Genomic DNA, 13,315 nt, shown 5'->3' on the forward strand with positions numbered 1-13,315 from the left:
GTCCTTGCTGTCGATTCCTGCGTGACAGGAGGGGGTCAGTTCTTGCCGAAGGTGGGGTTGTGGGCGCCGCCGAGCGTGATGTGCACGCTCTGCTGGTCGGTGTAGAAGTCGATCGAGCGGTAGCCGCCCTCGTGGCCGAGTCCGGAAGCCTTCACCCCGCCGAACGGGGTGCGCAGGTCGCGGACGTTGTTGCTGTTCAGCCACACCATGCCGGCCTCGACCGACTGCGCGAAGTTGTGGGCGCGCTTCAGGTCGTTCGTCCAGATGTAGGCGGCGAGGCCGTACTTCGTGTCGTTCGCGAGCGCGAGCGCCTCATCGTCGGAGTCGAAGGGGGTGATGGCGACGACCGGGCCGAAGATCTCCTCCTGGAAGATGCGGGCACCGGGTGCGACGTCGGCGAACACGGTCGGTGCGACGAAGTTGCCCTCATCGAAGCCTTCGGGGCGGCCGCCGCCGGCGACGAGACGGCCTTCGGTCTTGCCGATCTCGACGTACGACATGACCTTGTCGTAGTGCTCGGGGTGCACGAGCGCGCCGACCTCGGTCGACGGGTCGTGCGGGTAGCCGACCTTCACGCGCTTCGCCTGCGCCGCATAGCGCTCGACGAACTCCTCGTAGATCGAGCGCTCGACGAGGATGCGCGATCCGGCGGTGCAGCGCTCGCCGTTGAGCGAGAAGACGCCGAAGATCGTCGCGTCGACCGCGGCCTCGAGGTCGGCGTCGGCGAACACGACGGCGGGCGACTTGCCGCCGAGCTCCATCGAGAGGCCCTTGAGGAAGGGGGCGGCATTGCCGAAGATGATCTGTCCGGTGCGGCTCTCGCCGGTGAACGAGATGAGGGGGACATCCGGATGCTTCACCAGGGCGTCGCCGGCGTCCTCCCCGAGTCCGTTGACGAGGTTGAAGACGCCCTGCGGTAGCCCGGCATCTTCGAAGATGCCCGCCCACAGCGAGGCCGAGAGCGGCGTGAACTCGGCCGGCTTGAGCACGACCGTGTTGCCGGTCGCGAGCGCAGGGCCGAGCTTCCACGACTCGAGCATGAACGGGGTGTTCCACGGGGTGATGAGGCCCGCGACGCCGATCGGCTTGCGGTTGACGTAGTTCATCTGGCGGCCCGGCACCTTGAAGGCGTCATCCGACTGGGCGACGATCAGGTCGGCGAAGAAGCGGAAGTTCTCGGCGGCACGGCGGGCCTGGCCCAGGGCCTGCGTGATCGGGAGGCCCGAGTCGTAGGACTCGAGTTCGGCGAGGCGGGCGTCGCGCGACTCGACGATGTCGGCGATGCGGTGCAGCACGCGCGAGCGCTCGCGGGGGAGCATGCGCGGCCAGGGGCCCTCGGTGAACGCGCGCCGGGCAGCGGCGACGGCACGGTCGATGTCGGCCTTCTTACCCGCGGCCGCGGTCGTGTAGGTCTTGTTCGTCACCGGGTCGAGCACGTCGAAGGTGTCGCCGTCGACCGAATCGACGAAGGCGCCGTCGATGTAGTGCTGGATGTGGTCGGGCAGGTCGGCGGGGATGCGCGGATCGGTCATGACTTGTCTCCGGTCGTGTGGGCGGAACGGGTGTGCAGTGCGTCGAGGAACGCGTCCATCGTGCGCCAGCGGTGGTTGCGGGCGGCGAGTTCGATCTCGAGGGGATCGGCGCCCGCGCGGATCAGATCGAGGATCTCGGTGTGCTCCTCGACCGAGTGCTGAGCCCGGCCCGGGATCGACGCGAAGGTCGAATCGCGGATGCCGGAGAGTCTCGACCACCCGCGGTGCACGAGGTCGAGCAGGTGCGGGTTGGGGCACGGCTCGAACAGCACCGAGTGGAACTGCCGATTGAGCTCGGTGAAGGCGTGGGCGTCGAGATGGTCGAGCATCCGCGCCATGCGGTCGTTGATGCGGGCCGCCTCATCGAGGGCGGCCTCGTCGAGGAACGGCGCCGAGAGGGCGGTGGCCGAGCCCTCGACCAGACCCAGCGTCTGCATCGTGTGCGCGTATTCGCTCTCGTCGACGAGCGTGACCCGGGCGCCGACGTTGCGCTCGAAGGTCACGAGCCCTTCGGCTTCGAGGCGTCGGATGGCTTCGCGGACCGGGACGACGCTCATCTTCAGGTCATCGGCGATCGATCCGAGAACCAGGCGGTAGCCCGGGCTGAACATGTGCCCGGTGATGCGCGAGCGGATCCACTCGTACGCGACCTCGGACTTGCTGGCGGCGGTGGTCGTCATGCGCTCGTGCCCTTCTCTGTCGGCGCGCTCGGGGCGGTCTCATGGCGGGAGCGCTCGTAGCGGGCTCGCCATTCGGCGTTCAGCGGGAACAGCCCGTCGACCGGATGCCCCGCCTCGACCTGTGTGGCGATCCAGGTGTCCTCGTGCTCCTGGGCGAGCGCGGCATCCGCGATCTCCTCGGCCAGGGCAGGCGGGATGACGATCACGCCGTCGCCATCGCCGACGATGATGTCGCCGGGCTGCACGGTGGCGCCGCCGCAGGCGATCGTGACGTCGACCTCCCAGGGCACGTGCTTGCGTCCGAGGACCGACGGGTGCGCGCCTTGCGAGAAAACGGGCAGCCCGATGTCTGCCACCTGACCGAAGTCGCGCACGCCCCCGTCGGTCACGACGCCGGCCGCGCCGCGCGTGCGGGCACGCAGGGCGAGGATGTCGCCGAGCGTGCCGGTCGTGGAATCCCCGCGGGCCTCGATCACGATGACCTCGCCCTCGGCGACCGCGTCGAAGGCGCGCTTCTGGGCGTTGTAGCCGCCGCCGCGGCTCGCGAACAGGTCTTCGCGGAAGGGGACGAAGCGGAGTGTCTTCGCGGTGCCGACGATCTTGGCGCCGGGGAGGTTGGCGGAGACGCCGTCGATGAAGCAGGAGTGGTGCCCGCGCTTGCGCAGCTGGGCCGAGAGTCCGGCGGTCGGGGCGTCGAGGAGCTTGGCGCGGAGGGCGGGGGAGAGGGTGGGCCCTTCGTCTCGCTTCGCTCGCTCAGGAACCGGGTGTCTTTCATCGGCGGTTCCTGAGCGAGGAGCGTAGCGACGAGACGAAGGGCCCGTCACGAGGCCGGCGGCCTCGGGGGAGCCCCAGGCCTCGGTGCGCTGCAGGTCGTCGACGGCGGGGAGGGAGCCGATCGTCGCGTCGAACGCGGTCTCGCCCTGAGCGACCGTTGTGACGAGCCGGCCCGAGGTGGGTGCACCCGGAGCGTCCGGAGCATCCACCTCGATCTCGACCACATCGCCGGGGACGATGACGGATGACCCGGCCGGAGTCCCGGTGAGGATCACGTCGCCGGTCTCCAGCGTGAAGTGCTGCGACAGGTCGGCGACGAGCTGCGCGAGGGGGAAGATCAGCCCCGCGGTGGTGTCGTCCTGACGGAGGTCGCCGTTGACCCAGGCGCGAACGCGCAGCGCCGACGGGTCGATCGTTCGCGCATCGATCAGGTTCGGTCCGAGCGGGGTGTAACCGTCACCGCCCTTCGAGCGGACGTTCGAGCCTTTGTCGTTCGCCCGCAGGTCGTAGAGGCCGAGGTCGTTCGACGCTGTGACGTGCGCGACATGCGCCCAGGCATCCGTCATCGACACCCGCCGGGCGGGCGTGCCGATGATCAGGGCGATCTCGCCCTCGAACGCCAGCAGCTCGGTGCCGGCGGGACGCTCGACCGTGCCGCCGGAGACGCCGACGGAACTCGAGGGCTTGAAGAAGTAGGAGGGGGAGGCGGGGCGGCGACCGCGCTGCTCGGCGCGCGAGGCGTAGCTCAGGTGGATCGCGATGATCTTGCCGGGGCGGGCGATGGAATCCGTCACGGGGCGCCTCCTCGCGCTCTTCGAGATGTCTGGGGACGCTGCTTGTGCGTCGTATCCGAAATCATATATCATCGCTTCCACCCCCGGCAAGCACCTCCGACCGAGACTCGGATGCACGCCGTGACAATGCAGTCACGAACAAAGGAGACACCGCATGAGCGGTCAGTCACAGGCGGGTTTCACGCCCACCGGAACCATCGCGACGGCGGCCGACCGTCGCCGCGTCGTCTTCGCCACGGTGGTCGGCACCACCGTCGAGTGGTACGACTTCTTCATCTACGCCACCGCCGTCGGACTCGTGTTCGGACAGCTGTTCTTCGCGCCGCTCGGCGCCGACAGCGCCCTGATCGCGTTCGCCACGGTCGGTGTGAGCTTCCTCTTCCGCCCGCTCGGGGCCTTCCTCGCCGGCCACTTCGGCGACAAGCTCGGACGCAAGACCGTGCTCATGTGGACCCTCATCCTGATGGGTGTCGCGACCGCGCTGATCGGTCTGCTGCCGACCTACGAGACGATCGGCATCACCGCCCCCGTGCTCCTCGTGCTGCTGCGCATCGTCCAGGGCATCTCGGCCGGTGGAGAGTGGGGTGGCGCGGTGCTCATGGCCGTCGAGCACGCTCCGCGCACCAAGCGCGGCATCTTCGGCGCGTCACCGCAGATCGGTGTTCCGCTCGGGCTGCTGCTCGCCTCGGGCGTCATGGCGCTCATGACGGTGATCGCGCCCGGCGATCAGTTCCTCTCCTGGGGCTGGCGCGTGCCGTTCCTGCTGAGCGTCGTGCTGATCCTCGTGGGCTACTACGTGCGTCGCCGTGTCGAGGAGAGCCCGGTGTTCGCCGAACTGGCCGAGCGCAAGGAGAAGGCGAAGATGCCGATCGTGCAGCTCTTCCGCAAGCACGCGCTGCTCGTGATCATCGCCGCCCTCGTGTTCGCGGGCAACAACGCCGTCGGCTACATGACCACCGGCGGCTACATCCAGGGCTACACGACCAACCCCGAGGGTCCGATCGGGCTCGAGCGCGGCCCGGTGCTCTGGGCCGTCGCGGGATCCGCGGTCACCTGGCTGATCAGCACACTCGTCGCGGGCTGGATCTGCGACCGCATCGGTCGCCGCACGACCTACATCATCGGCTGGGTGCTCCAGCTCGGCGGTGTGTTCGCGCTGTTCCCGCTCGTGAACACCGGGGAGATCGGTCTCGTCTTCGCGGGCCTCGCGATCCTCACGATCGGCCTCGGCTTCACCTACGGCCCGCAGGCGGCGCTGTACACGGAGCTGTTCCCGGCCAGCATCCGCTTCTCGGGCGTCTCGATCTCGTACGCGATCGGCGCCATCGCCGGCGGCGCCTTCGCTCCGACGATCGCGACGGCCATCGTTTCGGCGACCGGGTCGACGCAGGCCGTCACCTGGTACCTCGCCGGCATGACCGTGCTCGGACTCATCGCGACGCTGCTGCTGCGCGATCGCTCCGGCATCCCGCTCGGACCGGATCACGAAGACGAGCAGGCCGTGAGTCCGATCCACGGACTCGCGCGGGCCTGACTTCCGCGCCTTCCCGTCGCACTTTCCGTCGGCATGGCGAGTCCAGACCGACGGAAAGTGCGACGGGAGCGCAGAAGCCGCGCACAATGAGAGAACTCGGAAGGAATCGACGACGATGCAGTTCCACCACCACGGCTATGTGTCCGGCGACCCGCGCGTGCAGGATGCCGCGGGCACGGGTCTCGAGCGGCCCGACGACCTCCCCGACGAGGTCGATGTGCTCATCGTCGGCTCGGGGCCGGCCGGGATGCTGCTCGCCGCACAGATGTCGCAGTACTCGGGCGTGACGACGCGCATCATCGAGCGGCGCGACGGGCGGCTCGTGCTCGGCCAGGCCGACGGCATCCAGCCCCGCAGCGTCGAGACCTTCCAGGCGTTCGGGTTCGCCGAGCGCATCACCGCCGAGGCGTACAACATCGGGTGGATGAACTTCTGGGGTCCGGACCCCGACGACCCGGCCGGCATCGCGCGCACGGCGCGCACCGCCGACTACGCCTACGACATCTGCGAGTTCCCGCATCTCATCGTCAATCAGGCGCGCGTGCTCGATTACTTCGCCGAGGCGGCCGCCGACGGCCCTGCGCGGATCGTTCCCGACTACGGCGTCGCGTTCGAGGGGTTGACCGTGCACGACGAGGGGGAGTTCCCCGTGGAAGTGCGTGTGCGGTACGTCGCGGGGTCGCGATCCGGTGAGGAACGCGTGATCCGCGCCAAGTACGTCGCCGGGTGCGACGGGGCCCGCAGCCGGGTGCGCGAGGCGATCGGCCGCACTCACGTCGGCGACATGGCCGCGCACGCGTGGGGTGTCATGGACGTGCTCGTCAACACCGACTTCCCGGACTGGCGCACCAAGTGCGCGATCAACTCGCGGGCGGGCAACATCCTTCACATCCCGCGGGAGGGCGGTTACCTCAGCCGCATGTACATCGACCTGGGCGAGGTCGCGGACGACGACGACCACCGCGTGCGGCAGACGCCGATCGAGGAGATCATCCGTCGGGCGAACGCGATCCTGCATCCGTACACGCTCGACGTGCGCGAGGTGGCCTGGCACAGCGTCTACGAGGTCGGGCATCGAGTGACCGACGGATTCGACGACGCCCCCGGGGAATCAGGGCGCTCCCCGCGGGTGTTCCTGACGGGCGATGCCTGCCACACCCACAGCGCCAAGGCCGGTCAGGGCATGAACGTGTCGATGCAGGACGGCTTCAACCTCGGCTGGAAGCTCGGATCGGTGCTCACCGGACGCGCGCCCGAGGCGCTGCTCGCGACGTACGGTGCCGAGCGGCGGCCCGTCGCTCAGCAGCTCATCGACTTCGACCGCGAGTGGTCGAGTCTCATGGCGCGCAAGCCGGAGGAGATCTCCGACCCGCAGGAGCTCGCGACCTACTACCTCGCGACGGCCGAGTTCCCGTCGGGCTTCATGACGCAGTACTCGGCGTCGATGATCACGGGGACGGATGCGCACCAGGGCTTGGCCACCGGGTATCCGCTCGGCAAGCGGTTCCGGTCGGCGGAGGTCGTGCGGGTGGGGGATGGCAACGTCGTGCACCTCGGGCACCACGCGCGCGCCGATGGGCGCTGGCGGGTGTACGCCTTCGGCGATCGGACCGGTGGTGGGCTGCGTGACTGGGCCGCCGCGGCTGCTCCGGTCTTCGAGCGGTTCACGCCGGCGGATGCCGATGCGGATGCCGTGTTCGATGTGAAGGCTGTATACCAGCAGCCCTTCGAGGAGGTGGAGGTGACGACGGCGCCGGCGCTGTTCCAGCCGCGCACCGGGCCGCTCGGTCTCATCGATTGGGAGAAGGTCTACGCGGCAGGGCAGAGCAAGTGGACCGACGTGGACATCTTCGCCGAGCGAGGGGTGTCGCGGGACGGCGTCGTCGTGGTCGTGCGGCCCGATCAGTACGTCGCCGCCGTCCTTCCGCTCGATGACGGCGGGGTGCGGGAGTTGGCGGAGTTCCTGGCCGCGGGGATGCTCCCCGCGCGGTGGGGCTGACGTTCTCCCGCATGCTCTGGTGAATGTCCGTGGCGCGGCCTACCGTGGACGCGGACGGGTGATGACGCCCGCCGCGACCTGAGGAGTGGCGTGATGGACTGGAAGATCGAACTCATCTTCGTGCCGGTGTCGGATGTCGACCGCGCGAAGGACTTCTACGTGAAGATCGGTTTCAACGCCGATCACGACTCGACCCCGATGGAGGGCCTCCGGTTCGTGCAGATGACGCCGCCCGGGTCGGCCTGCTCGATCGCTTTCGGCACCGGGCTCGGGATCGATCTCGAACCGGGGCAGCAGAACACGATCCAGGTCGTCGTTCCGGATGCCGATGAGGCGCTCGCGCACCTGCGGGGCCTCGGCGTCGCGGCCGAGGGGGTCGACGAGCAGGGATGGGGACGGTTCGTGTCGTTCGACGACCCCGATGGCAACACCTGGACGCTGCAGGAACTGCCCGATTACGGCGCGCAGGGCTGAGCGGCTCAGGCTTCGTCGGCGACGACCTCCACTTTGAAGCCGGCGGAGTTCTCGAGCCAGCCGGCGTAGTGATCGGGGCCGCCGGCGTGCGGATAGCGCTCGTGGTACAGCTGGTGCCATCCGTTTTCTTCAGCGGTCGACATGATCGCGTCGACGGCTGCTTCGGTGCCCCCGTGGAACGCGAGGTGATTGACGCCGGGGCGACGGCGGTCGTGGCTTCGATTCGCGACGCCCGGTGGGGTGGTGAGCGTGAGATATGGCCCGATGTCAGCGGCCCAGGTCTGCCCCTCTGGCCACTCCTGCTGGAGGGAGAACCCCAGCTGCGGGAGGAGCCACCCCCAGTGGCGGCGTGCGGACTCGAGCTCAGCGACCCAGACTTCGACGTGGTGGAGACCTGCCATGGCATCGATTCTGGCAGGCCTCAATGTTCGGATGAGGATCGTTCCCGAGTTCCGCAAGGGGCGCCTCGGGCGTGCGCGCGGATGATCTCGGTGACCGGGCTGCCTGCGGTTGCTTGCAGCCCGCGATCGCGCTGTCTCGCGCGCAGTCCCTTGCAGTCGCCCGCGGTCGCGCTGTGTCGCGCGCGTGTTGTCTGCAGCTAGATGGCAATCCGCTGGGCTCGTCATGGTCATCCCGCGCTCCTCGGGGTGATCAAAGTCCTCGGGGTGATCAAAGTCCTCGGGATGACGGGAGCGGTCGCGATGCTCGCGGTGTCGTGCGTGCTCTTGCGCGGTCATGCGCGGATCGGCCGGTTGATGGGACGTTTGGCGGTGCTTGCGCGGGTGGGCGCTCGGCGTCTTGCGGGCGCGGTGGAGAGAGGGGTGGTGGGTCGTGGTGTTCGCCATTTCTGGTGGGGGTCCCACCAGGCGGGGCCGCGGACTTCGGGGGTGCCGTGGTTCATGCGGATGTTCCAGCCGGAGGTGTCGAGGGTGCGGTGGTGGTGCCAGCAGAGGGTGACGCCGTTGTCGGTGGTGGTGGGTCCGCCGCGGGCGTGTTCGGTGACGTGGTGGATCTCGCACCAGGTCGCGGGAACATGACACCCGGGAATCAAACATTCTCTGTCGCGGAGAGTGATCGCGCGGCGTTGATGGACGGTGAACACCCGGTCGGTGGTGCTGATGCCGATGATGCGTCCGGTCGAGTCGGAGGTGACGCGCTGGATGCTGCCCCCGCAGGCAGTGTGCCGGGCGGTCGCGAGGGAGACGGGGGCGTCGTCGATGCCGTCGACGTGCGCCCACCCGCGCCCGGTCGCATAGTCCTCCGCGGTGACGGACACGACGAGAGTCGGCGCGGCACCCCCGAGGGTGGGCATGTCCCCATGGCGGGCGGCGATTCCGAGGACGGCGGCGAGAGCATCGTGTTGCTTCTGCGCCCGGGTGCGGTCATCGACCGTCCGGCCCGCATCACCCGAGGTCAGGATGTCGTCGTCGCCAAGACCGGAGGAGGCGTCACCGTCGGTGAGAGCGGTGAAGACGCGATCACCAAGACGAGGAAGGGCATCGCTGTCGACGGCTGCCTCGTCCGCGGATGGGATGAATCGCACCCCGGTTCCGATCACGGGTGTCGTCGGGGTGGGTGGTCCGTCGACTTTCGGGTTCAGGTACGCGTCCCAGATGCGCTGCAACTGTCCCGCCGTTTCGGGCAGCAACGAGCCCCGGATCGGGATCACGCCGTCTTTCACCCGACCCAGGACGATCCCGCGGGCCCGCATCGCCCGCTCCTCCGCAGGCTCCGCGCCGTCCGGATCGAGGTAAGTCACGATCACCCGCGACAACAGCTTCAGATCCTCCGGAGTCGCCGGCGGACCCGACTCCGGCGCGCGATCGGCATCCGCGCCCACATCGGTCGCGGCATCCGTATCGGTGTCGTCGACGGCGATGAGCCCGCGCGCGTACTCGGCCAACTCGGCATCCGCGCGCATCCGGTCCGCGGCGCCGATCCGCGGCCCGGCCTGCTCCATCGGCCCGGTCGCCGCCAGCAACCCGGCGACCCCGACCGCACCGTGCAGGAGTGCGTCGCGTAGGGCCGGCCACCGGGCCGGCAACAACGCCCCGGAAGAGAAGTCCAACTCCCGCCGCACCATCCGCCCGGCCTTCACGATCCGTGCTGCCCCGGCCGCATCCGTGCGCAGCACACGTTGGACGAGTTCGTTCATCGTGCGGCATCCGAACCGACCGCAGAACGCGAGCTCGCCCGACCCCGCCGGACGCTGATCCACGGACCCCACCGTCTCGACCACGACCGCATCCACCCGCCGGGACACCTCACCCGCGGCACGCAACACCTGCATCTTCTCTGCATCCGACAAGCTCGCGAGCGTGTCAGCGCACAACACCACGGCGAGGTCGGCGGCGACCCGATCGAGGAGTTCAGCGGTGCTGTTCATGACACCCAGTTCACCAGGCGCCACCGACATTCCGACACGAAAACCCCAGACCACAGCAAGGATCGACGCGATCTGTGGAGAACGCCAAGCAACACCGTCACGGTGCAGAACAAGTGCATACGGGGCGGGACCCTTCGACAAGCTCAGGGACCGAGTTTCGTGAACACCACCGCGGAGCGGGACCCTTCGACAAGCTCAGGGACCCAGTTTCGTGAACACCACCACGGGGCGGGGCCCTTCGACAGGCTCAGGGGCCTAGTGGAGTGGACAGCCCTGCGGGGTGGACCCTTCGACAGGCTCAGGGACCCAGTACCGACCCCGCTCGCTCAGGAAACGGAGGCGGGAATCGCGAAGGCGCCGCCCGAGACGACGATGCCGCCGGACTCGGGGATCGTGACGATCAGCTCGCTCGGACGCCCGACATGCGCGCCCTGGCGGATGACGATCGTCTCGCCCGCGTGCCCGTGCGCCCGCAGGTACGCGCCGGTCGATGCGGCGGCGGAGCCCGTCGCCGGATCCTCGGCGATGCGCCCCACGGGGAAGAGGTTCCGCGCCTCGAACTCCCCGGAATCGTGCGCATGCAGCACCGTGACCGTGCCCAGCCATCCCTGCGCGCGCATGAGGTCGGCGACCTCGGCGGGCCGGAAACGGAACTGGTGGAACAGCTCCCGATCGGCGAGGAAGACGATCGGATGCCAGTTGCCGGCGAACGACTCCTGCACGGGGAACTGCGGATCGATGTCGGCGACGTCAAGGTCGAGCATCTCCAGCAGACGATCGCGCACGCCCGGGTCGATCTCGCGGATCTGCGGTTCGACGCTCGTGAACGACACGGTGATCGCCCCGGCGGCATCCGTCGCGGACTTCAGCGTCACCGCGCCCGCCGCCGTCTCGAACACGACCGTCCCCACCCCGTCGCGTTCGGCGAGGGCGACCGCCGTCGCCACCGTCGCGTGACCGCAGAACGGCACCTCCGCACCGGGCGAGAAGTACCGCACGTCATGATGGCGCACCCCGTCGACCTCGGAATGCCCCGTCAGGAACGCGGTCTCGGAGTACCCGACCTCGGCCGCGATCCGCAGCATCCGCTCGTCGTCGAGACCAGCGGCATCGAGGACTACCCCCGCAGGGTTGCCGCCCTCGGGCGTCGCGGCGAACGCGCTGTAGCGCAGGATCTCGGGGTTCTCGGGCATGGATCGGAGCCTAACGGACAGCCGACGCCGCCCGGACGGACAGCCGACGCCGCCCGGACCGACAGCAGGCGCCGATCGGACCGACGGATTCTGCGCCTACGAGTTCACACGGATGATCTCCTGCTGGTACGGCGCGATCACATCGCCCGAGATACGCAGATCCAACAGCAGGAATCGCCGGGTCGTCGGGTCCTCGGCGGTCCAGGATCCCAGGCGATCGAGATCTGCGAGCGTGCGCACGACGACCCCCTCGGCGCCGACCGCTGCGGCGAAAGCCGCGAAATCGACCTCCGGAATGCGCATCGGAGCCTCGGCGAGGCCCTTCAACCCATAGAGGTTGACCTCGGCGCCGTAGGCGGCGTCGTTCCAGATCACGGCGACCCCGCGCCCGGCGGCCGCGCGCACGGCGGACTCGAGGTCGGCGATCGCCATGAGACCCCCACCGTCGCCCGAGGTGAGCACGACGGTGGCGTCGCGGCGGGCGAGCGCGGCACCGACGACACTCGGCCATCCCTGACCGATCGACTGGAAGGCCGTGCCGATCATCATCATGCGGTCGGGGGCTGCGACCGGCCAGTACATGTTCGCCCAGCCGATGAAGTGCCCGCCGTCCGAGACCACGACGCGATCCTCGGGCAGCAACTCGGCCACGCGCCGGGCCGCCGAACGAGGGTCGAGACGTCCATCGGGCGCGAGGTCGTCGCCATGGTCGTACGCGCGTGCGGCGGCGAGATCCACGCTCTCGCGCCACGGCTCGCGCACGACTTCGGAGACCGGACGCGACACCCCGGTGATCGAGACCCCGGATGCGGCGTGTCGGCTCGGATCTCCGAAGTCGTGCGGGGCAGCGGGCGACAGGGCGGTGAGCCGGGCAACGAGAGCCTCCGCCGCCAGACGCGCGTCGGCGCGCACGAACCCGCCGACATGGGCGTGCGTGGCCGCCGGGGCGATGTCGATCTGGAACACCTTCGTGCCGGGCGCGAACAGCGCACCGAAGCGCATCGTGAACTGGTTCAGCCCCGCACCGAACACGACGGCGACATCGGCTTGGCGGATCAGATCCATGGCTCCCTCGGCCCCGAAGCCGCCGGTCACGCCGAGGTCGAAGCGCACCGCCGGGAAGACTCCCCGGCCGAGGGCGGTGGATGCCGTGAGCGCACCGGTCGCCGCGGCGAGCTCTCCCAGTGCGGCGCTCGCCCCCGACAGCCAGGCGCCGCGACCGGCGAGCAGGAACGGGCGTTCGGCCGCGGCCAGAGCGGCGGCGATCGCGTCGAGCATGCCCTCGGCGAACTCGCCGCGCGGCGCGAGCGGTGCCGGCACCCGCGGTTCCGGAGCTGCGGGCACGGGCCCGGCCTCCAGCGCGGCGACGTCGTAGGGGATCGCCAGCACGACCGGGACACGGTAGGTCAGGGCGTGCTCGATCGCGATGACGGTCGTCGCCGCCGCGTCGGCGCGCCCCACGGTATAGGTGCGCGCGCCCACCGCCGAGGCGAGGGCGATCTGGTCGACGTCCCACGGTCGTGGCCCGGACGTCGGCTCGTCGCCGACCACGAGCACCAGCGGCACGTGCGCCTGCACCGCCTCCGCGAGAGCGGTGAGCGTGTTCGTGAATCCGGCGCCGTAGGTCGAGGTGCCCGCCGCGATCCGGCCCGAGGCGCGGAAGTGCGCGTCGGCGGCGACCACGGCGCCCTGTTCGTGGCGCACGGCGGTGAAGACGGCATCCGTCTGCGTTTCGATCGCGTCGAGGAAGTAGGCGTTGCCGTTGCCCATCACCCCGAAGACGGCGTCGATGTGCTGGGCGAGGGTGAGTGCGACGTGCGCGGAGACCGAGGGCATGGCGAAGCCTTTCGAGACAGGGACGGAGAACGAGGTTCCGTATGTGTCTCGCACCCGCGTCGGCGAGGAGTGCTTCGTGCCTCTTTTTCAGGCACCGGTCGCAGGGCGGCCGG

General features: G+C 69.5%; 10 protein-coding genes. 3 read left to right on the forward strand and 7 right to left on the reverse strand.

All coding sequences use genetic code 11. The features are described 5' to 3' along the window. Positions 1 to 35: 35 nt before the first annotated feature. The 3 genes from hpaE to ACFY9N_RS04675 are packed head-to-tail and all read right to left on the reverse strand — an operon-like array spanning position 36 to position 3,780. Positions 36 to 1,532 carry a 5-carboxymethyl-2-hydroxymuconate semialdehyde dehydrogenase gene (gene hpaE / locus ACFY9N_RS04665; RefSeq protein ID WP_391477120.1) on the reverse strand — a complete coding sequence of 499 codons (1,497 nt, stop codon included), beginning with the start codon at positions 1,530 to 1,532 and terminating at the stop codon, positions 36 to 38. Continuing rightward, positions 1,529 to 2,212, reverse strand: coding sequence for a GntR family transcriptional regulator (locus tag ACFY9N_RS04670; protein ID WP_391477121.1), 684 nt, complete (start codon positions 2,210 to 2,212; stop codon positions 1,529 to 1,531). Before ACFY9N_RS04670 ends, hpaE begins: the two co-directional genes overlap by 4 nt. Next, entirely contained in the window at positions 2,209 to 3,780 is a 1,572-nt protein-coding gene (locus ACFY9N_RS04675; RefSeq protein WP_391477122.1) for a fumarylacetoacetate hydrolase family protein, read from the reverse strand. The genes ACFY9N_RS04670 and ACFY9N_RS04675 overlap by 4 nt, the downstream gene beginning before the upstream one ends. A gap of 154 nt (positions 3,781 to 3,934) precedes the next feature. Here ACFY9N_RS04675 and ACFY9N_RS04680 point away from each other — a divergent pair, with 154 nt between their 5' ends. From ACFY9N_RS04680 to ACFY9N_RS04690, 3 genes are all read left to right on the forward strand, one after another. Next, positions 3,935 to 5,314, forward strand: coding sequence for an MFS transporter (locus ACFY9N_RS04680; RefSeq protein ID WP_391477123.1), 1,380 nt, complete (start codon positions 3,935 to 3,937; stop codon positions 5,312 to 5,314). Positions 5,315 to 5,429: 115 nt separating this feature from the next. Beyond that, entirely contained in the window at positions 5,430 to 7,313 is a 1,884-nt protein-coding gene (locus ACFY9N_RS04685; RefSeq protein WP_391477125.1) for an FAD-dependent monooxygenase, read from the forward strand. 93 nt (positions 7,314 to 7,406) lie between these two features. Further along, positions 7,407 to 7,787, forward strand: a complete 381-nt coding sequence (locus ACFY9N_RS04690; protein WP_391477126.1) for a VOC family protein — start codon at positions 7,407 to 7,409, stop codon at positions 7,785 to 7,787. 5 nt (positions 7,788 to 7,792) lie between these two features. Here the strand turns inward: ACFY9N_RS04690 and ACFY9N_RS04695 are convergent, their stop codons facing one another. The 4 genes from ACFY9N_RS04695 to ACFY9N_RS04710 all read right to left on the reverse strand — a co-directional run bounded on the left by ACFY9N_RS04695 (position 7,793) and on the right by ACFY9N_RS04710 (position 13,202). Then, positions 7,793 to 8,188: a VOC family protein gene (locus ACFY9N_RS04695; RefSeq protein ID WP_391477127.1), complete on the reverse strand. Its 396-nt coding sequence runs from the start codon at positions 8,186 to 8,188 to the stop codon at positions 7,793 to 7,795. 332 nt (positions 8,189 to 8,520) lie between these two features. Continuing rightward, positions 8,521 to 10,173: a DUF222 domain-containing protein gene (locus ACFY9N_RS04700; protein ID WP_391477128.1), complete on the reverse strand. Its 1,653-nt coding sequence runs from the start codon at positions 10,171 to 10,173 to the stop codon at positions 8,521 to 8,523. 326 nt (positions 10,174 to 10,499) lie between these two features. Then, complete coding sequence (locus tag ACFY9N_RS04705) at positions 10,500 to 11,366, reverse strand: PhzF family phenazine biosynthesis protein (protein WP_391477129.1); 867 nt, start codon at positions 11,364 to 11,366, stop codon at positions 10,500 to 10,502. Between the two features lie 96 nt (positions 11,367 to 11,462). Continuing rightward, on the reverse strand, positions 11,463 to 13,202 hold the full coding sequence (locus tag ACFY9N_RS04710) for a thiamine pyrophosphate-binding protein (RefSeq protein ID WP_391477130.1): 1,740 nt from the start codon (positions 13,200 to 13,202) through the stop codon (positions 11,463 to 11,465). Between the last annotated feature and the right edge of the window lie 113 nt (positions 13,203 to 13,315).

The sequence above is a fragment of the Microbacterium sp. NPDC008134 genome (genome assembly GCF_042957055.1).
In the GTDB taxonomy this organism is placed as follows: Bacteria; Actinomycetota; Actinomycetes; order Actinomycetales; family Microbacteriaceae; genus Microbacterium.